This is a genomic window from Dechloromonas sp. CZR5 (genome assembly GCF_008711155.1).
GTDB lineage: Bacteria > Pseudomonadota > Gammaproteobacteria > Burkholderiales > Rhodocyclaceae > Azonexus.
This window is the reverse complement of sequence record NZ_VUYQ01000006.1, coordinates 105937-125639: the sequence shown is the minus strand read 5'-3', so window position 1 is coordinate 125639 and position 19703 is coordinate 105937. Positions and strand designations below refer to the sequence as shown.

At 61.5% G+C, this 19703-nt stretch carries 17 protein-coding genes and 1 tRNA gene; 4 read left to right on the top strand and 14 right to left on the bottom strand.

All coding sequences use genetic code 11. The annotated features are described in order from the left end of the window. Window positions 1-4: 4 nt before the first annotated feature. A complete protein-coding gene (locus F1002_RS15865) occupies window positions 5-619 on the bottom strand; it encodes an arylesterase (RefSeq protein WP_150430020.1) in 615 nt (204 codons plus the stop codon). Between F1002_RS15865 and F1002_RS15860 the strand changes: the two genes are divergently transcribed. Then, window positions 618-1292: an ABC transporter ATP-binding protein gene (locus F1002_RS15860; RefSeq protein ID WP_150430019.1), complete on the top strand. Its 675-nt coding sequence runs from the start codon at window positions 618-620 to the stop codon at window positions 1290-1292. The two genes, F1002_RS15865 and F1002_RS15860, sit on opposite strands and share 2 nt — an antisense overlap. Here the strand turns inward: F1002_RS15860 and F1002_RS15855 are convergent. Beyond that, the gene (locus tag F1002_RS15855; RefSeq protein WP_150430018.1) at window positions 1277-2494 is read right to left on the bottom strand and encodes an ABC transporter substrate-binding protein; all 1218 of its coding nucleotides are present in this window, start codon (window positions 2492-2494) and stop codon (window positions 1277-1279) included. The two genes, F1002_RS15860 and F1002_RS15855, sit on opposite strands and share 16 nt — an antisense overlap. 272 nt (window positions 2495-2766) lie before the next feature. Between F1002_RS15855 and F1002_RS15850 the strand changes: the two genes are divergently transcribed. Next, window positions 2767-5397 carry a PAS domain-containing protein gene (locus F1002_RS15850; RefSeq protein WP_150430017.1) on the top strand — a complete coding sequence of 877 codons (2631 nt, stop codon included), beginning with the start codon at window positions 2767-2769 and terminating at the stop codon, window positions 5395-5397. Window positions 5398-5431: 34 nt separating this feature from the next. Here F1002_RS15850 and pqqE read toward each other — a convergent pair whose 3' ends face one another. The 11 genes from pqqE to hpnC all read right to left on the bottom strand — a co-directional run bounded on the left by pqqE (window position 5432) and on the right by hpnC (window position 17550). Continuing rightward, window positions 5432-6574 (bottom strand): pyrroloquinoline quinone biosynthesis protein PqqE, encoded by a 1143-nt coding sequence (gene pqqE, locus F1002_RS15845; protein ID WP_150430016.1) that lies wholly within the window; start codon window positions 6572-6574, stop codon window positions 5432-5434. Next, entirely contained in the window at window positions 6571-6846 is a 276-nt protein-coding gene (gene pqqD / locus F1002_RS15840; protein WP_150430015.1) for a pyrroloquinoline quinone biosynthesis peptide chaperone PqqD, read from the bottom strand. The genes pqqE and pqqD overlap by 4 nt, the downstream gene beginning before the upstream one ends. Continuing rightward, entirely contained in the window at window positions 6843-7658 is an 816-nt protein-coding gene (gene pqqC / locus F1002_RS15835; protein WP_150430014.1) for a pyrroloquinoline-quinone synthase PqqC, read from the bottom strand. The genes pqqD and pqqC overlap by 4 nt, the downstream gene beginning before the upstream one ends. Window positions 7659-7668: 10 nt before the next feature. Continuing rightward, window positions 7669-8589 carry a pyrroloquinoline quinone biosynthesis protein PqqB gene (pqqB, locus tag F1002_RS15830; RefSeq protein ID WP_150430013.1) on the bottom strand — a complete coding sequence of 307 codons (921 nt, stop codon included), beginning with the start codon at window positions 8587-8589 and terminating at the stop codon, window positions 7669-7671. 46 nt (window positions 8590-8635) lie between these two features. Next, a complete protein-coding gene (pqqA, locus tag F1002_RS15825; RefSeq protein ID WP_141353941.1) occupies window positions 8636-8710 on the bottom strand; it encodes a pyrroloquinoline quinone precursor peptide PqqA in 75 nt (24 codons plus the stop codon). Window positions 8711-8954: 244 nt separating this feature from the next. Continuing rightward, window positions 8955-11774 carry a response regulator gene (locus F1002_RS15820; RefSeq protein ID WP_191090436.1) on the bottom strand — a complete coding sequence of 940 codons (2820 nt, stop codon included), beginning with the start codon at window positions 11772-11774 and terminating at the stop codon, window positions 8955-8957. A 17-nt stretch (window positions 11775-11791) separates the two neighbouring features. Continuing rightward, entirely contained in the window at window positions 11792-12301 is a 510-nt protein-coding gene (locus F1002_RS15815; protein WP_191090435.1) for a YfiR family protein, read from the bottom strand. A 58-nt stretch (window positions 12302-12359) separates the two neighbouring features. Next, a complete protein-coding gene (locus tag F1002_RS15810; protein WP_191090434.1) occupies window positions 12360-14471 on the bottom strand; it encodes a TonB-dependent siderophore receptor in 2112 nt (703 codons plus the stop codon). Window positions 14472-14683: 212 nt separating this feature from the next. Next, the gene (hpnE, locus tag F1002_RS15805; protein ID WP_150430009.1) at window positions 14684-15898 is read right to left on the bottom strand and encodes a hydroxysqualene dehydroxylase HpnE; all 1215 of its coding nucleotides are present in this window, start codon (window positions 15896-15898) and stop codon (window positions 14684-14686) included. A 4-nt stretch (window positions 15899-15902) separates the two neighbouring features. Continuing rightward, on the bottom strand, window positions 15903-16736 hold the full coding sequence (hpnD, locus tag F1002_RS15800; RefSeq protein WP_150430008.1) for a presqualene diphosphate synthase HpnD: 834 nt from the start codon (window positions 16734-16736) through the stop codon (window positions 15903-15905). Between the two features lie 4 nt (window positions 16737-16740). Continuing rightward, window positions 16741-17550 (bottom strand): squalene synthase HpnC, encoded by an 810-nt coding sequence (gene hpnC, locus F1002_RS15795; RefSeq protein ID WP_150430007.1) that lies wholly within the window; start codon window positions 17548-17550, stop codon window positions 16741-16743. 39 nt (window positions 17551-17589) lie between these two features. Between hpnC and F1002_RS15790 the strand changes: the two genes are divergently transcribed. Next, window positions 17590-17674: transfer RNA gene (locus tag F1002_RS15790), tRNA-Leu, on the top strand. Window positions 17675-17881: 207 nt separating this feature from the next. Next, window positions 17882-19099, top strand: coding sequence for an integrase arm-type DNA-binding domain-containing protein (locus F1002_RS15785; RefSeq protein ID WP_150430006.1), 1218 nt, complete (start codon window positions 17882-17884; stop codon window positions 19097-19099). Here F1002_RS15785 and F1002_RS15780 read toward each other — a convergent pair. Then, entirely contained in the window at window positions 19081-19677 is a 597-nt protein-coding gene (locus F1002_RS15780) for a hypothetical protein (protein ID WP_150430005.1), read from the bottom strand. The genes F1002_RS15785 and F1002_RS15780 overlap by 19 nt on opposite strands. Window positions 19678-19703: the final 26 nt, after the last annotated feature.

Sequence of the window (19703 nt, the reverse complement as noted above, 5' to 3'; positions counted from 1 at the left end):
CCCGCTATTTTAGCAAGGGGAGCAGGGTCGGCCAGACGTGGTCCAGGATCAGCGGTTGCGCCTCGGCAACCGGATGCAGGTTGTCCGCCTGGAAGTAGCGGGCCTGGGCGGCTACCGGCTCGAGCAGGAATTCGACCAGCGGCGTCTTTTTCGCCTTGGCGATCTCGGCAAAGCTGCGTACGAAGTCGTTGGCGTACTGGCCGTAATTGGGCGGCAGGCGCATGCCGGCCAGCGCCACCTTGGCGCCGCTGGCGCGCGATGCATCGATCATGGCATTCAGGTTGTCGCGCATCTGGCCCAGCGGCAGGCCGCGCAGGCCGTCGTTGGCCCCGAGGGCAATGACGACGACAGCCGGCTTGTGGGCCTTGAGCGCCGTATCGAGGCGGGAGCGGCCGCCGGCAGTGGTCTCGCCGGAGATCGACAGGTTGGCGACGCTATAATCGAGCCGTTTTTCGGACAGTCGCTTGTCGAGCAGGACGGGCCAGGCCTGCTCGGGCCGTATGCCGTAGCCGGCGGAGAGCGAATCGCCGATGATCAGGATAGTCTTCGCTGCCAGGGCAGGCAGCGGCAGACAGAGCAGGGCAGACACGAACAGGCAAAAGGAGAGGACAGGCCGCATGGCAGATAAACCGGTAGTGGAAGTCTCGGGCTTGGGGAAGACCGTCGATAACGGTGGGGAGCCGCTGGTGATTCTGCAGGATATTTCCTTTTCGGTCATGTCGGGTGAAACGGTGGCCATTGTCGGCGCCTCGGGTTCGGGCAAGTCCACCCTGCTCGGCCTGCTCGCCGGCCTGGATGCGCCGAGCTCGGGGGAGGTCCGGCTCGCCGGCGTATCCCTGAATGCCCTGGATGAGGACCGGTTGGCCAGGCTGCGCGGACGCGTGCTCGGTTTCGTCTTCCAGTCTTTCCAGTTGCTGCCGTCGCTGACGGCGCTGGAAAACGTGATGTTGCCGCTCGAGCTGGCGGGAATGGCCGGCGCTGCGGAGACGGCGCGCGCCTGGCTGGAGCGCGTCGGCCTCGGTCATCGTCTGAAGCACTATCCGAAGCACCTCTCCGGCGGCGAGCAACAGCGTGTCGCGCTGGCCCGCGCCTTCGCGCCAAACCCCGGCCTGGTCCTGGCCGATGAGCCGACCGGCAATCTCGATGCGGCAACCGGCAGACAGATCATCGAGCTGATGTTCGATCTCAATGCCCGCCAGGGAACGACCTTGCTGCTGGTCACTCACGACGAGGCGATTGCCGCCCGTTGCGGGCGGACCTTGCGCATCCAGTCGGGTCAGTTGACCGGCTGAGCTTTCGGCTTGCGGTGCACGAGCAGGCTGCGCCGCTCGTCGTCGGCATGGGCAAAGCTGACCTTTCCCTGTTTCACCTCACCCATCAGCACCATGTTGTCGCTCAGCGCCTCGTGGTCGTCTTTGGTGAAGGGGGGGGAATAGGTCGTGATCACGCCATAGACCGGTTTTTGCAGGTTTTCCAGCGCTGCGCGGATTTTCGGCCCCTCCGTGCTGCCAGCCTGGTTGATTGCCGCCATCAGCAGCAAGGCCGAATCGTAGCCCTGGGCGGCCGATACGGCGGACGGAATTGGCTTGCTGCCATTGGCCTGGTGATAGGCGCTGATGAAGGCGGTGCGTCGGTAATTGTTGGGGGCCTCGATGAAGGTCTGCGGCATGCGCGCACCGTCGGCGTTCTTGCCTGCCGCTTCGATGAAATTGGGCAGCGACAGCGGCCAGCTGCCGATCATCGGTACCTTCCAGCCCAGGCGGGCGCGGCCGTTGGCGATGACTGCCAGTTCCGGGCCGATGGCATAGGTCAGGATGGCCTCGGCGCCGGCCGTGCGGGCGCGCTGCAGGGCGGCGGAAAGATCCTTGACGCCGGGGGCGAAACTTTCGACCGCCACCGGCGTGATGTCGATTGCAGCCAGTTCCCTGGTCAATTGGTCGCGTCCCTGCTCGCCGTAAGGCGTGCTGTCGTGGAAAATGGCCAGCTTGGCATGGCGGCCACGCTTGACTGCTTCGCGAACGATCATCGCCGCCTGGATGTCGTCGCTGGCCGAGTTCCGGAAAGCGTAGCTGTCCGCAACGGCGGGCGGGAAAAACTGCCGGGCCACGGTGCTGCCGGTCGAGACGTTGACGATCACCGGCACCCGGGCCTCCTGATAGGCCTTCAGCGAGGCCAGCGCGACGCCGGTGTTGATGAATCCCAGGCCGGCCACCACCTTGTCCCGGCGGATGGCTTCCTCGACGACCTGCCTGCCGGTTGCCGGATCGCCCTTGTCGTCCTTTTCGACCAGCACCAGTTGCCGCCCGAGCAGGCCGCCGCCCAGGTTCATTTCGCCGATTGCCAGCCGCACCCCGGCCAGCATCGACTGGCCCATGGGCGAGGAGGGGCCAGAGTAAGGCCCGGTCACGGCGATGCGGATCGGTTCGTTGGCCATTGCAGCATGCGTGGCGATACACAACGTGATGCCGGCGATGGCGGCGGTGAGTTGATTCATGTGTCCCCTCCAGTGTGGCAGGGAAGCCTAGTGAGCGGATGGCGAAAATGGAATTGGGGTTGTCACTAAGCGGGAAAACCCGCGGTCAGCCCTCCGCTTTTGCTATATCGCGGCTTTTTCGGCGGCGGCCGGTTTCGTCTATGCCGGAAGCCTTTCGAGCGCTGCCGCCTGATTTGGTTATGTCTCTTGGGCGCTTTCCGGCATGCTTGGCCGCAAAATTTCATGCGCTTGGCGTAGCATGGCGACTGAGACTATCCCGGGTTTTCTGACGCATGTTTATCAATCTGGTCAACAATATTGCCTTCCTCATTGCCTTGGTTGCGGTGGGGCAGCTTGTCATCTCGCGCTTCCAGAGGAATACGCCGGGCCGCCAGCTGATGCTCGGTGTGCTCTTCGGTTGCGTGACCTTGCTGGGCATGGTCAACCCGGTCAATTTCGCGCCCGGCCTGATATTCGATGGCCGTTCGATCGTGCTGTCGCTGGCCGGCTTGGTCGGTGGCGGCGTAGTTGGTGCCATCGCAGCGGGGATGGCTGCCGCATATCGCTATCAGTTGGGCGGTATCGGTGCACCGGTGGGGGCACTGGTCATCCTCCAGTCAGCCTTGCTGGGCGTACTGGCACGGCAATGGTTCATGCGGCGTGGCGCTCTTCCCGGGGCGATGCATTACTTGCTGCTGGGCGTGCTGGTGCAGTTGGCACAGCTGGGGGCTTTCGCGTTGATTCCCAATCGTGCCGGTCACCCCTTCATCGAGCAGGCCTGGTGGGTGTTGCTGTTTTTCTACCCGCTTGCCTTCATGTTTCTGTGCCTGTCATTTCAACATCATGCGCAGCAGCGGGTCGATCGGCTGGCATTGCAAAATGCCCAGAAGGCTTTGACGGCTGAAGAGCATGCCAGCATGCAGCGCTTTCACGCCTATTTCGATCATTCCATCGTCGGGCTCGCCATCACCAGCCTTGAAAAAGGCTGGCTCGAAGTCAACGATGCGCTATGCAACACGCTCGGCTATTCCCGGGCAGAGCTGACGCACATGACCTGGACGGAATTGACCTACCCGGATGACCTGGCGCCCGATATGGCGCAATTCAACCGTATGCTGGCCGGCGAGATCGACAGCTACGCCATGGACAAGCGCTTCGTTCACAAGGATGGCCATCCGGTCCATACGCGCCTGGCTGTCAGCAATGTGCGCAAGGCGGATGGCAGTGTCGATTACGTTGTGGCAATGGTCGAGGATATCTCGGAGCAGAAAATATCCAGTCTCGCACTGGAGCGCAGAGAAAAGCAGCTGCGTTTTGTGCTGGCCGGCTCGGCGCTTGGTTTTTGGGACTGGGACATTGTCACCGGTACGGTGGATCGGAACGAGCAGTGGGCCGAGATGCTGGGCTATACCCCTGAGGAGATCAAGCATACGACGCGGCAGTGGACCGACTTCATTCATCCGGATGACCGGGAAAGAGCGTGGAGTTCGGTCAATGCGGTTCTTGAAGGTGGCTCAGCCATACACCGGCTGGAATACCGGATGCTCCACAAGGACGGTAGCGTACGCTGGATTCTCGATCAGGCCAGCGTGATGCAGCGCGACCAGGATGGCAAGCCGATGCGGATGTGCGGCACGCATACCGATATCACGGAGCGTAAACAGGACGAACTCGAATTGCGCCGGCATCGGCATCACCTGCAGGAGCTTGTCGCGGCCCAGACACGGGACCTGGTTATCGCAAAGGATGCTGCCGAAGCCGCCAACCGTGCCAAGAGCGCATTTCTTGCCAATATGAGCCACGAACTGCGGACCCCGATGAATGGGGTCATGGGCATGATCGAGCTTGCCAGGCGGCGCATGGTCGATCCCCGGGGCATCGACCAGCTAGGCAAGGCCAAGCATGCCGCCGAACGACTGCTCCGCGTGCTCAACGACATTCTCGATCTCTCCAAGATCGAGGCTGACCGCATGATGCTTGAAGAGACGCCGTTGCAATTGCGCGACAGCGTGGATGGCGTGGCCGGAACCCTCGGTCACGTGGCGGCTGGGAAAGACCTGGAATTACACATTGACTTGCCGGAGGATGTTGCTGGCGCCGCGCTCAAGGGCGATTCGCTTCGCCTGGGGCAGATCTTGCTCAACCTGGTCGGCAACGCCATCAAGTTCACCGAGCGGGGTGGCGTCACCTTGCGGGTCCGGGCTGTCGGCGAAACCCGCGAGGCGCTGCAAGTACGTTTCGAAGTCAGCGATACCGGTTTGGGAATAGATGCCGAAGCGAAAGGGCGCTTATTCCAGTCCTTCGAGCAAGCCGACAACAGCATGACCCGACGGTACGGCGGTACCGGTCTCGGATTGGCGATCTGCAAATCCCTCGTCCGGTTGATGGGTGGGGAAATCGGGGTCGATAGCGTACCTGGGGAAGGGAGCATGTTCTGGTTCGTGGTTCCGTTGAAAAAACGGGAGCCGGGCATGCTTCTGCAGGAAATGCCTTGCCCTGGACTCCTTGTCGAAGCACGTTTGCGCAGCCAATACGCCGGTTCGCGCATTTTGCTGGTGGAAGATGAACCCATCACTCAGGAGATTGCGCGCAGTTTGCTGGAGAATGTGAATCTGTCAGTGGATATCGCCGAAAACGGACAGCAGGCGCTCGATAAGGCCAGGTGCAACGCGTATGCCCTTATCCTGATGGATATGCAGATGCCGGTGATGAATGGTATCGACGCCGCTGGCGCCATCCGCTCGGATTCGCTTAACCGGACGACGCCCATTCTGGCAATGACGGCGAATGCCTTCGATGAAGACCGCCAACACTGTCTCGATGGCGGCATGAATGATCACATCGCCAAGCCGGTCGACCCGGGAAAACTGTATGAAACCCTTTTGCAATGGCTGGTGGCGGGTGGCGAGAAGGCGAACGCCTGATCGGAGTAGTAGTCCCTGAGAGACTTCACGCCTGTCAGGGGATTTCTTCCGTCAGCCTGCGACTTTCCCTTGGCTCGCGGAAAACCAGCGGCCGCATCCGGCGCACCGGGTTTTCGGCATTTTCCAGTGCGGCGACTACCTGGCCGTGATGCGGGCTCTTCGGGCAGACCGGGTCGGCGGCAGTGGGGTCGCCGGCCAGCAGATAGGCCTGGCAGCGGCAGCCGCCGTAGTCCTTTTCCTTGTCGTCGCAACTTCGGCAAGGTTCCTTCATCCAGCCGGTACCGCGATAGCGGTTGAAACCCGCCGATTCGAACCAGACATGGCGCAGGCTGTGGTCCTTGACGTTGGGGAAGCTCAGGCCGGGCAGCATGCGGGCGGTGTGGCAGGGTAGGGCGGTGCCGTCCGGCGTGACGGTGAGGAAGACGTTGCCCCAACCGTTCATGCATTTCTTGGGCTTGCCCTCGTGGTAGTCGGGCACGACGAAGAGAATGCGCATGCGGTCGGCCAGCCTGGCCTTCCATTCGTTGGTGATCTCCTCGGCGCACTGGAGTTGCTCGCGGCTGGGCATCAGCTGGTCGCGGTTGAGCAGCGCCCAGGAGTAGTACTGGGCGTTGGCCAGTTCGAGGTATTCGGCGCCGAGTTCGTCGGCCATCTCGATGATGCGGCCGATGTGTTCGATGTTCAGGCGGTGGATGACGACGTTCATGACCATCGGCCAGCCGCGCGCCTTGAGCATGTCGCCGACGCGCTGCTTGAGGTCGAAGGTGCGGGTGTGGGTCAGGAAATCGTTGATCTCTTTCGTCGAGTCCTGGAAGGAGAGCTGGATGTGGTCGAGGCCGGCCGCCTTGAAAGCATCGAGCCGGGCTTCGGTGAGGCCGACGCCGGAGGTGATCAGGTTGGTGTAGTAGCCGAGCTGGCGGGCCTCGGCGATGAGGATTTCGAGGTCGTCGCGCAGCAGCGGTTCGCCGCCCGAAAAGCCGCATTGCACCGCGCCCAGTTCTCGTCCTTCGCGCAGCACACGCAGCCAGTCGTCGGTGGAGAGTTCCTGCTCGTGCCGAGCGAAGTCGACCGGGTTGTAGCAGAAGACGCAATGCAGCGGGCAGCGGTAGGTGACTTCGGCGAGCAACCACATCGGCGGGCCGATACCCGGGGCGGGGTGGGTGAGCGGGGCGTTCATGCGGTGGCAGACTCGAGGCGTAGCCAGCGTTTGTCGACGGCCATGGCAATGAAGGTTTCGACATCCGGGCGCAGATCGCGGGTCGAAAAGGCGGCTTCCAGATTGGCGATGATGGCGGCGACGTCGCGCTGGCCATCGCAACGCACCAGGATTTCCCCGGCGCTCTGGTTGAGCTTGATCATCCCTTCGGGGTAGAGCAGCACATGGCAGTTCTGCGCCGGCTCCCATTGGAAGCGGAAGCCGTGGCCGAGGCGGGGGATGCCGTCCATCATGCTGCCTTGCGTTCGGCGTCGGCCGGAACGATGTTTTCCGCCACGACGTCGTTGGTGCCGTAATGCTGGCCCATGGCGTCATTCATGGCCCACAGGATGTCGAGCTTGAACTTGAGGATTTGCACGGCGCGTTCCTGCATCGGCCGGGTGCGGAAGTAGTCGAGTGTTACCTGCAGGCCCTGCTCAACGTCGCGCGGCGCCTGGCTGGTGCGGTTGCGGAAGTATTGCAGGCCCTCAGGCTCGATCCACGGGTAATGCTCCGGCCAGGTGGCGAGCCGCTGGCGGTGGATGGCCGGCGCGAACAGTTCGGTCAGCGAGGAGCAGACGGCCTCCTGCCACGGGGCGCGGCGGGCGAAATTGATGTAGGCATCGACAGCGAAGCGCACGCCGGGCAGCACGTGGGGCAGGTCGACGATTTCCTCGCGCTTCAGGCCAACCGCTTCGCCGAGACGTATCCAGGCTTCGATGCCACCCGCGTCGAAGTGCTTTTCCCCGTTGGGCAGGCCATACTCGAAACCGTCGTGGTCGAGGATGCGCTGCACCCAGCCGCGGCGAACCTCGCGGTCCGGACAGTTGGCCATGATCGCCGCATCCTTCACCGGAATGGCGATCTGGTAGTAGTAGCGATTGGCGACCCAGCCGCGAATCTGCGCCGGCGTGGCGCGGCCGGTGTTGAGCATGATGTTGAACGGGTGGTGGATGTGGTACGACTTGCCGTTCTCACGCAGCTGTGCCTCGAATTCGGCGCGGCTCCAGGTCGGGCGACCATCGTCGGCATCATGGGATTCGGCAAGGATGTCGGCTCGGATCATGGTGGCCTCGTCAAATGGTGATGCGCCAGCCATCCTCGGCTACCTCGATGCCGCGCCGGGTCAGTTCGGCCCGTTGCGGCGAGGCTTCGTCGAGGATGGGATTGGTGTTGTTGATGTGGATGAGGATCTTGCGCACGTGCCTGGGCAGTCCGTCCAGCCAGTCCATCATGCCGCCGGGGCCGGATTGTGGCAGGTGGCCGATGTCGCGGGCGGTCTTGCTCGACAGGCCGGCGGTAATCATCTCGTCGTTGGTCCAGAAAGTGCCGTCGACCATCACGCAATCGGCTTCCGCCATGCGGGCGAAGACTTCCGGCGTGCGGGCGCCGAGGCCGGGGGCGTAGAAGAGCCTGGCGCCGCTTTGCTGGTCGGTGATGGTGACGCCGATGTTGTCGCCATCGACCGATGACTCGCGGTGTGGCGAGTAGGGGGCGGCCTTGCTCGAGAGCGGCAGTACGGAGAATTCAAGACCTGCCACCCCGGGCATTGCGAATGGCGAACCGTCGAGCGGTACGGCGCGGCGATCAACGCCGCAGTAATGCGAGAGTACGTTGAGTACCGGGTTGCCGGTGGTCAAATCCTCATACACCGGGTCGGCGCACCACAGCGGCATCGGCGTCTTCTGCTCGCGTAGCATGAAGAGGCCGGTTGCGTGGTCGATCTGGCCATCCACCAGCAGGATGCCGCCGATACCGGTGTCGCGCAGAGCGCGGTTCGGCGTCAGTTCCGGCGTTGCCTTGATCTGTTGCAGGATGTCGGGCGAGGCGTTGAGCAGCGCCCAGTCGGCGCCGTCATCGCGGGTCACGCAGATGGACGACTGGGTGCGCGGCTTGGCCTGGAGGCTGCCGTTGCGCACGCCGGCACAGTTGCGGCAGTTGCAGTTCCACTGCGGAAAACCGCCGCCGGCAGCGGCGCCGAGAATGATCAGTTTCATGGGCTTGAGCGAAACCGCCATCCCTTGTGGATGGCGGCGGGCCGGCTTAGCGCGCGGCGATGTACATCGTGATTTCGAAGCCGAAGCGGAAATCACAGGCGGTCGGGGTTTCCCATTTCATGAAAGTCTCCTTTGTCGGTTGAGGTGCCGGGGTATTTGCCAGCGCTTCGTCCGGCTTCGAAGGAAGCGGACTGACAATCACTATCGCGCTTGGTCGGATGCGAGACATCCGAAATAGCTTGAACGGGAGCTCATGATTTTCATGAGTATGAAATCTGGGGAAAGTCGGCCGAGCAAGCGCGATGCACCGGCTGTTCTCGGGATTTCCGGGCAACGAGCCGGATTTGGCTCGTCGTCGGAGTTTTCTAGGCTTCCTGCGGCAGCAGGGATTGCAGTTCGTCGATGACGTGTTCGAGTTGGGCGGCGGCAGCAGCCAGGCGGGTATCGAGTCCTACCAGCTGGAAATTCGTGGCGCTGCGTTCGATCTCCAGGCAGGTCGCGGCCAACGTGTCGGCGCCCAGGTATTTGCTGGCCGATTTGAGTGTATGGACCGCCAGCCGCAAGTCGGCTGCGTTGTGAGATGCCAGTGCCGTCTGCGCATTTTTCAATTGCCGCGGGGCATCGGCCAGATAGGCCGAGATCACGCGCTGGAGCAGTTTTCCTGACTGATCGAGTTCGCGCAAGGTATCCAGGCTTGCCGGGTTGAGGGCATCGCCGCCGACAGGCTTCCCGCCGGCCGGAACGTGCGGCGGTTCCGGGGGCACCTCAGAAGGTGCCTCAAGCCTGACGTAGCGGCTCATCGTGTCGAAGAGCGTCTTTTGCTGGAACGGCTTGGTGATGTAGTCATCCATTCCCGCTGCCAGGCAGAGCTCCCGGCTGCCGCGCATGGCATTGGCGGTCAGCGCAATGATCGGAACCCGGCGCACCGACCTGCCGTCGGCTGCCTGTTCGGCTTCCCAGGCGCGGATGCGGCGGGTTGCCTCGTAACCATCCATGTCGGGCATCTGGCAATCCATCAGGATCATGTCCCATGATTTCGATTTCGCGTCCGCAACGCCGTCGATACCCCCTTCGGCAATGGCAATCTCGCAACCGAAGCGGCGCAGGATCGCACCGGCAACTTCCTGGTTGACCGGGTTGTCTTCGACCAGAAGCACTTTCAACGATGCCAGGGCTGTCGAGGCTCGATCGTTTTGCGTCGTATCCTCGCTATCGTCGGGAGCAAGGCCCAGGGCGATACGCATGGTGTTGAACAGGTGCACCTTGCGTACCGGTTTGACCAGATGCTTGTCCACGCCGGCATTGCGTGCGGTACGCGTGGCCGAAATACGGTTCAGCGAGGTGAGCATGACGATGCGGATACCGTCGAGGAGCGGGCTTTCTTCCCTGATCGCCCGGCTCAGGTCGATGCCGTTCATTTCAGGCATGCGCATGTCGACCAGGGCAATGTCGTAGGCTTGCCCGCACACGGCCGCCAGGCGCAGTTTGTCGAGCGCTTCCTTGCCGTCTGCTGCGGCATCGGCAGCCATACCCCACGTCTGAGCGTGCATGGTCAGTATTTCCCGGTTGGTGGCATTGTCATCGACCACCAGAACGCGGCGTCCGCGCAATCCGTCGCCATCCTGCTCGTGTTCGAGCAGGGGGGGGCCGCTGACCCGTTCAGCCTGGATCACGAACCAGAAGGTGCTGCCGATACCGGGCGTGCTGGTGACGCCGACTTCACCACCCATCAACTGGCAAAGGTGACGAACGATGGCGAGGCCGAGACCGGTTCCGCCGTGGTGGCGGGCCGTGCTGGCCTCGCCTTGATCGAACTCTCTGAAAACGTTGGCTTGCTTGTCGGAGGAAATGCCGCGTCCCGTGTCGCGGACTTCGAAGCGAAGTTCCATGGCGCGGCCGTCGGGCAAGGGAGTTGCCGTGACGTGCACGTTGATTTCGCCGCGCTCGGTGAACTTGACGGCATTGCTGAGCAGGTTCGACAGGATCTGCCGCAAGCGGCCCGAGTCGGCATTGATCCATAGCGGCACGTCGTTCGAGAGGCGGCAGCTGATTTCCAGCCCCTTGTTCTGGGCTGCTTCGGCAAACAGGCCGACGACATCCTCGGTCGTATCGCGCAGATGAAAGTCGACCGGATCGAGCTCGAGTTTCCCGGCCTCGATTTTTGAAAAATCGAGGATGTCGCTGATCACGCTGACCAGCGCCCGGCCTGAACGCAGCGCCGTTTCGGCCTGACGCCGCTGCTCTTCCTGCAACGGAGAATCCAGCAGCAACTCAAGCATGCCCAGAACGCCGTTCATCGGCGTGCGGATTTCGTGGCTCATGTTGGCGAGGAACATCGACTTGGACTGGGTAGCTTCTTCGGCGCGGAGCTTGGCCGAATTGGCTTCGGCGACCGCTTGTTCCAGTTCGCGATTGGATTTGGCCAGTTCCCGGCTGCGCTCGGCCAGATGCGTGTCGCGTTCATCCAGCTGGGCGAGCATGCGGTTGAAGCCGTCGGTCAGCAGACCGATTTCGTCGTCGTCCTCCTTGCGGGCGCGTAGGGAGAAGTCCTGTTCGACGGTAATCTGCCGCATTGAATCGGCGAGGTGGAAGATCGGTTCGACGATGCGGCGTTGCAGGCGTGAAGCCCAGTAGAAGGCCAGCGAGCCGACGAGCAGCGCAATGCCGAGAATCATGCCGATGCTGAGGGCGAGCTGCCTGTAGAAGCGCTTCGGGGTGGCATGGAGGTGGATGAATCCGATCGTCTCGCCGTACATTTCAATGGGCGATACATGATCGATGGCATCCAGGTTGAACATGAACTCTTCGGTCTTGGCCGCCATGGCGAACCGAAGCCAGCTATTGATCGCCTCGAGATGCCGCTTCTCCGTATCCTGCCTGCCATGTCCGGCAAAGAAGGTGCCGTGCCGGTCGAAGACGGTAACGGTCGCGATGTCTTGTTCCGCCGATAAGCTCTCCAGCAGTCTTGTGGCTTGGCGCGGTTCGTCGAACTCCAGCGCGGCCTTGACGTTGCTCGACAGAACCTGCGAGATGGCCGAAAGCCTTTCGGAAATGGCCGTGCGGAAGCTCCAGAACTGGAATACGACGAAGGCAATCGTGACGCAGGCAAGGGCGCCGCCGACCGTTGTCCAGATCAGCCGGCGCAGTTTGTCGCGTATGGAGCGCGTATGGGGCGTTGGCGGCATGAAGTGAGGCATGGGACTCAGTCTACGATAGTCGCCAGTTCGAGCAAAGAGGCGCCAGGTTCCAGTCCGCCTTCACGGGCGGCCCGCAGGTTGATCTCGAATTTGACCTTGTTCTCGCCCTGGGAAAGGCCGATCATGCCGCCGCGGCGAGCGAACTCGGGGTGGTCGCTGACGGTCAGCAATCCACCTCCCCGGATACGCAGGGCAGGCGGTACGTCGTTGAGCAATTCCCGCGCCCCGCCGGCGATGAACAGCACGTGGCACCCCTTGATCTCGGCGGTGGCCAGCGAGTCGAGCTTGCGGAACCTGGCCGTTCTGTCCCGCGCCGGTTTGCCGTCGGCGGCGGCGAGCGCCTCGGCAACTCCCGAGTTGCCATAGGCGCACAGTTGCAACGGCATGTTGCCGGAGAGCGCGGATGTCGGCCATTCGACGAATTTGACCAGCTTGAAGACAAGCGCGGCCTTGATCCGGTCTTCACGCTGAATCGTCTCCGCATGGAGGTTGACGGACAGCAGCAGGGCTGCCATCGTCAGTAATCCAGCAGTGATTCGGGTGAATGGGCGCATGTTCAAAAGCGGGTCGGGGTCAGAATTTCCACTTCAGTTGAGCGAATACCGACCGTTCGATCAGCATGTTCTGGACATCCAGCAGTTCCGAAGTAAATTCCTTGTGCTGCTTGTGCAACAGATTTCGCCCGACCAGCGCCAGTTCGACGCCAGTACTGGGGCGCCAGGCTATCCGCATGTCCGCTTCGTTGTAGGCGGGAATCGACACGGTACCCTGCGTGTCGGTGCCCAGGCGGCCTAGCGCACCGACGCGCCGGAACCAGACATCGACGTCCGTGTCGGTACGCGGATTCCAGGCCGTGCGTAGTACGACCTGATGCCTGGGGGCGCTTTCCTCACTGTCGGTGGTAAAGGAAGTGCCTTCCTCCTTTATGCCCATGCGCAGCTCGCTCCAGGCCAGTTGGAAGCGCAGGTCGGGTCGGGCACGCCAATCAACCGAGAGCTCCATGCCGTTGCTGTAACCGCTGGCACGGTTGCCCACACCGAATGGATACAGGATGGAGGTTTGTCCGGGAAGAAACAAACAGCCGGCGGAGACCGGGAGACCGGAGGGCTGACAAACCGCGGAGCCAAAAACGGCCGTCCTCAGTTCCTTGTATTCGTTGTGAAATAGCGCGAGGTCAAGACTGAGTGTGGCAAGAATCTGTTGTTTCCAGCCGGCTTCGTAGGCAACAACGGCTTCGGAGCCTACCTGGCCGCCGCCCGCCAGCAAGAGGGGACGAGGCGTGGGGTTGCCCAAGGCCCCGGGTTGAAGGATGGCCTGGTTGACGTATCCGTTCGTATCGCTTCGGCTGGGTGTCCGGACGGCGCGCGCGACCGACCACCAGAAAGTACTGGTTTCGCTTGGCGTCCACAGCAGGCGCGCATTGGGTTGGTTCTCGTATCCGGTGTAGTCGTTGTGTTCGAGCTTGGTGCCGAGGGTCAGTACCAGTTCCTGGGGGAACAGCGTGATGTCGTCTTGAATGAATACGCTGTAGAGGGTCCGCCGGGCCGAACTGGGTGAAATGGTGACGAAGGAAAGCGTATTGGCCGGTATCCCCTGGTTGGAGGCTTCCATCCGGTCCTCGCTGACACGATAGCCAGCTCCCATGACGAGGTCGTGGCCGGTGAAGCGCTTGGTTCGATATTGGAAATCGATGTCGTAGGTATTGCGGACTTCGCTCAGGTGAGCCGGCCAGTCGCGTTCGGTGTGGTCGAAGTACCCCTGGAAAGTGAACGAGTCCGTCGCGGATACGTCGCGTTGCCAGCGCCCGAGCAGGTTGCCACCGGATACTTTTTGGCTTGTTCCGGTCAGCATGTTGTAGGGTGGGCTGAGTGAATTGAGCCGCGCCGACTCGCCAGAACGCCCGTCGTAGTAATCGCCCTGCAGGGTGACTGCATCGCGCGGCGTGATTGCGAAATCGGTACGGAAACCGGCCCGCTGCTGCTGCCAGCTGTCGTTGCCGCTCGCCCCGGTGGACTCGACGGTCGAGCCGTTGCGGTCGAAGCCCTTGGCGTAAACCCGCCAGTGGCCGACGTCGCCGAGCTTTCCGCCATAGCGCGCCGAGGCTGCCAGCTTCTCGGTCGTTCCGGCGGCCGCCTCGATCATGCCTCCCTGCGTTGCCGCTGCCGATTTGGTAATGATGTTGATCACGCCATTGACGGCATTGGCCCCCCACAGTGCGGCGCCCGGGCCTCGAATGACCTCGATCCGCTCGATGTCGGCGAGAACCGCATCCTGCACGTCCCAATAGACGCCCGAAAAGGTCGGGGTATAGACGCTGCGACCGTCAATTAGGACGAGGAGTTTGTTGGTGAAGCGCCCATCCATCCCGCGGGCGCTGATTGCCCAGCTGTTATTGCTGATCTGCCCGACCTGGATGCCGGGAGCCATTCTCAGGACATCCGGAATGCTGGTTGCTCCCGAGCGTCGTATGTCATCGCCGGTGATGACAAATACTGCAGCGGCAGCGCGGGAAATAGTCTGTGGCTTCTTGGAAACCGAGGTGATTTCGAGGTTGAGGACTTCCTTCAGATCGAGGTCGAAGAAGGAGTCTCCTTGCGATCCTGATGCCGAAAGTGATGCTGTCACGAACAGAATGCCAAGCACGCGCTGGATCAGCGTTCCACTGGGACGTTGGCTAGGGCACATCATGATTCTCCCTGAAAACGGCCGTTAAAATTGATTTGTTGTCAATTTTACCATTTTAGTTGTGAATTTCAATTTCCACTAATGTCTTGCTTTTGATACAGGCTGTCAATCCGCTTGTTGCCTGATGCTTCCGTTGCGTAGCTCAGGATTCAGGGAGGCGAGAACGAACGCAATGTGCCGGGTTCAGCTGCGGGGGGCGGTAGGCCCGAGTGTCAATTGCCGAGAATGGCATGGGCCGCGCGGAGACCGCTTCTGATTGCCCCTTCGAGGGTTGCCGGATAGTCGCTCCAGGCATAGTCGCCGGCAATATGGAGGCGCCCGTTTTGTGGGGCAGGGCGATGCAGGTCAGGGGTGGCGGCAAAGGTAGCCCGCTTTTCGCGGATGGTCGACGCGCCGAGCAGCGGTGCGCCGATGCGCAGTTCGGTATCCAGCGCGTGGGCGAGCGCAGCATCGTCGCAGGCTTCCCAGTCGCCATGGCCGCTGAGAACGCAGGCCAGCAGGCCGTCCCCGCGGTCGACAACCCACTGCCCCAGCCGCCCGGATAGGGACTGCAGGGGAAAGGGGAGCTTGATGTCCGGCGGGTATCGCAGATATACCGTGGCGATCGGCTCGAAACCGTTCGGTACGGCGGCTTCCGGCCACAGCGTGGCGGCGTGTTGCGGTGCGACTGCGAGTACGGCGGCGTCGAAGGGCTGGTCGTCTACCTGTATCGAGTCGGTCTGCCTTGCCAATGTGCGCACGCGATGACGCAGCCGGATGCAGGCCCCGTGGGTCGTCAGCCAGTGGCCGGCCGGTTCGGGCAGCAGTTGGCCGAGCGGGACGCGCGGCAGCAGCAGATCCGTATCCTCGCGGCGCGGACTGCCCAGGCTGTCGCGCAGCACGTTGGCGAACAGCTGGGCCGAGGCGCGTTCGGCCGGCGTATTCAGCGCCGCAAGGCAGAGCGGTTCCCAGAGGCGGCGGCGCAGAGCGCCGGTTTGCCCTGCTCCATCCAGCCATTCGGCCACCGTCATGTCGCCGGGCAGACGGAATCCCCGACGCTTGACGCACTCCATCCACCAGGCGGTACGGAGTTTTTCGCCGAAGCCGAGACCGCGGGCGGCGAGCAGACCCCAGGCGACGTTGAGCGGCGCCGGCAGTCTGGGCAGGCTCAGACGAAACCCGCTACTGTCGATAACTTGCAGGGGGCGCCTGTCGAACAGGGTATCCGGGTCGGCGCCCACCTTGCGCATCAGGGCAAGCGTGTCGCGATAGGCGCCGAGCAGGATGTGCTGGCCATTGTCGAGTACCCGGCTATCGAGGCTGACGCTGCGCGCCCGGCCGCCCAGCACACGACCGGCTTCGAACAGGGTGACCGGAATGCCGTGTGCGGTCAGTTCGACGGCGGCGGCGATGCCCGCCCAGCCGCCGCCGATGACGGCTACGCGCATTGCCTCAGCCCTTGATCCAGGTCTTGGCGGCCAGCCACAGCTTGCGCATGGGCGGTAGCGAAATGCGCTGGTGCAGAACCTGGAAATTCTCGTCCTTGATCTCGGCGAGCAGGGTGCGGTAAATCGCCGCCATGATCAGGCCGGGGCGCTGGTTCTTGCGGTCGATGGCCGGCAATTGGGCGAAGGCCTGTTCGTAGTATTTCTGGGCGCGGTCGTACTGGAACTGCATCAGTGCCGTGAAGTTATCGGAATACTTGCCATCCAGAATGTCTTTGGCTGTCACGTTGAACTGCTGGAGTTCTTCCACCGGGATATAGATGCGGCCACGCCGGGCATCTTCGCCGATGTCGCGGATGATGTTGGTGAGCTGGAAGGCCATGCCCAGGTCGTGGGCGTATTTCTGTGTCTGGCGGTCCTGATAGCCGAAGATTTCGGCGGCGAGCAGGCCGACGACGCTGGCCACGCGGTAGCAGTACAGCGACAACCCCTTGAAGTCGAGATAGCGCGACTGCTGGAGGTCCATCTCCATGCCGTCGATGATCTCCAGCAACTGTTCCTTCGGCAGGTTGATGCCCGGAGCGACCTTCTTCAGCGCCTGGCCGACGGGGTGCTGCGGATTGCCTTCGCCGATGCGTTCGACTTCCTGGCGCCACCAGGCGAGCTTGGTCGAGGCCAGAGAAATGTCGTTGCATTCGTCGACCACGTCATCGACTTCGCGGCAGAAAGCGTAGAGCGCCATGATGGCTTGGCGGCGCTCCGGCGGCAGGAACAGGAAGCTGTAATAAAAGGAGGAGCCGCTGGCGGCGCACTTCTCCTGGCAGTATTGGTCGGGATTCATGGGGCTACATTGTAAGGGAACGACCGGCCAGAACCAGCCAGTCCCATTTGCCCAGCTTGGGGCGTCGGTTGAAAACGTCGCCACGCGTACGGCGAATCCGCTCAAGAATACGGAGTCCCCCCTGAATGGTCAGGCGGATTTCCCAACCGAGGCGGCCGGGCAGGGCATGGACCAGCGGAGCGCCGCGCAGCATCAGCGTGCTTGCCCGGTCGATCTCGAAGTCCATCAGCGCGGCCCAGTTGGCCGACCAGCGGTTGGCCGCGATATCGTCTTCGCTGACCTGGAAATGCGGAAAGTCGGTCTGCGGGATATAGACACGATCCTTTTGCCAGTCGATTGCCACGTCCTGCCAGAAGTTGATCAGTTGCAGCGCCGTGCAGATGCAATCCGACTGCATGAGATGCAGATCCTCGGTTCGCCCGAACAGGTGGAGAACGAGCCGGCCGACCGGGTTGGCCGAGCGTCGGCAGTAGTCGAGCAATTCCGGGTAGTCGGCGTAGCGCTTCTTGACCACGTCCTGCGCGAAGGCATCGAGCAGATCGCGGAAGAGCTGGATGGGCAGGGCGTGGGCGGCAATGATCTCGGCGAGTGCTGCGAACAGGGGCGTTTGCGGTGCGGAGCCGCTGGCGATGCGCTCCAGTTCAGCCTGATAGGCAGCCAGCCCGGCGAGGCGTTCTTCCGGCGTCGCGTCACCTTCGTCGGCAATGTCGTCGGCGCTGCGGGCGAAGCGGTAGATGATCTCGATCGGCTTGCGCAGGCGTGGCGGCACGAGCACGGAGGCGACCGGGAAATTTTCGTAATGATCGACTGGCATGGGCGTCGGCCTCAGACGGTGCTAGAATTCGGGCCGCTTGCCCAGGTGGCGAAATTGGTAGACGCACCAGATTTAGGTTCTGGCGCCGCAAGGTGTGGGGGTTCGAGTCCCTTCCTGGGCACCAAGTAGTTGTTTAACACAGTCTTATGTAGTCCATTAAACCCGCCTAAGTGCGGGTTTTTTATTGGGTTTGTGGGTTGTGAGGTGTAATATCGTCCAACAACATCCGGGTTGTTTTGGGGGTAAGTGTGGGGGTAGGTGATGATTCCCCTGTTGGAGTTACCCCCAGAAAGCTCTGGTGCCCCCTGTTGATTGGATGGAGTTACCCCCAATGGCGCTGAATGATACTGCGATACGTGCAGCCAAACCAACGGAAAAGCCGTACAAGCTGGCTGATGAAAAAGGCCTTTTTCTGTTGGTAAATCCCAACGGGTCCAAGTGGTGGCGCCTCAAGTTTCGGGTTGGCGGTAAAGAAAAGCTGCTGTCGTTTGGTATCTATCCAGAAGTCGGCCTAAAGGACGCAAGAAACAAACGAGATGAAGCCCGTAAGCTGTTGGCAGATGGTGGCGACCCAAGTGAGCAGCGCAAAGCCCAGAAGGCCGCAAAAACAGAGCGGGCAGCCAATAGCTTCGAAGTGATTTGCCGCGAATGGCTGGAGCAGCGGAAAGATACTGTCGAGCCAGCCCAGACTGCGAAGACCTTGGCCAGGATGGAAAACGACGTTTTCCCGTGGATTGGCGGCAAGGCGATCTCTGAAATAAGCGCTCCCGAGGTGTTGAGCGTGATGCGTCGCATGGACGAGCGGGGGGCACGCTATACCGCCCACAGAGTACGCAGCGAGATCAGCCGGGTATTCCGCTACGCCATCGCTACGGGCCGCGCTGAGCGCGATCCTTGTCCAGACCTTCGTGGGGCAATTCCTCCCGCCAAAGAAACACACTTTGCTGCGATTACAGCCCCCAAGGAAGTAGGTGAGCTTCTCCGGGCATTTGACGGCTTCAGCGGCACGTTCGTGGTCAAGTCGGCGCTACTCCTTGCTCCGCTGCTATTTACCCGTCCTGGTGAGCTACGTAAAGCAGAGTGGGCAAGTTTCGATCTGGATAAATCTGACTGGCGCTATTTCATCAACAAGACGAAGACCGAGCATCTGGTGCCACTGGCAAGGCAGTCGGTTGCCATTCTGCGTGAACTGCACGCTTTGACTGGTAACGGGCGCTACGTTTTCCCTGGCGCTCGTAGTAAGGATCGGCCAATGAGCGAGGCGGCGGTAAATGCGGCCTTACGCCGGCTCGGGTTTGATACCAAAACTGAAATATCAGGACACGGTTTCAGGGCGATGGCTAGAACCATTCTGCACGAGGAACTGCACATCAAGCCGGAAGTCATTGAGCATCAACTTGCGCACACAGTGGCTGATACCTTGGGCACGGCCTACAACCGGACAAAATTCCTCAAGGAGCGCAAGGCGATGATGCAGCTATGGGCGGATTATCTCGACAAGCTGAAAGCGGGGGCGGAAATCATTCCGCTTCACGGAAGTGCTGCATAATCGTTCATCCGTTCCATTAGGCAATCGACCAAATCTTCTCGACCGGCCATTCCGACAATCTGACTTGCGGCGATGAGGCCAAGTGCACCTGCAACACCAAGAGCTTTTGCAATTTCCGAGTCGGCATAGTTCGAACCAATCAATCCGGGAGAGTGACGTCGCGTTATCTGGTTGAAACCTGTGTGAGTGAATCCACAGAGTGCATTCCAACCTGTCTCTTTAAACCTGGACAATACGCCGTTTGGTGTGTCGATCGTCGATTCAAAGGCATCAATCATTTCTTTGATTGAAGGCAGTTTCCCTTTCTTAAATCGATGAATATCTCTTTCTGTCGCCGCATGTGTAAGCCACAGGCCACGAATCAACGACTCTGCGAGAACACGGAGGATCGCCAATAGAGACCCATTAAGGCCTACCGAGTACAGGGCAGCGATTGCGGCCTGATGTTCTAAGACAACATCAAAGCATCCTGCTGCAATCATAGATTTTTCATCGGCAGGCAGGCTCAAGCCACCTGTGGTTTGGTCGATCCAGTGAATCAACGCGATAAGTTTCGCTTGCTCAGTCTTGCTGCTCATAGCACCAATCTAGTAAGACTACTTGA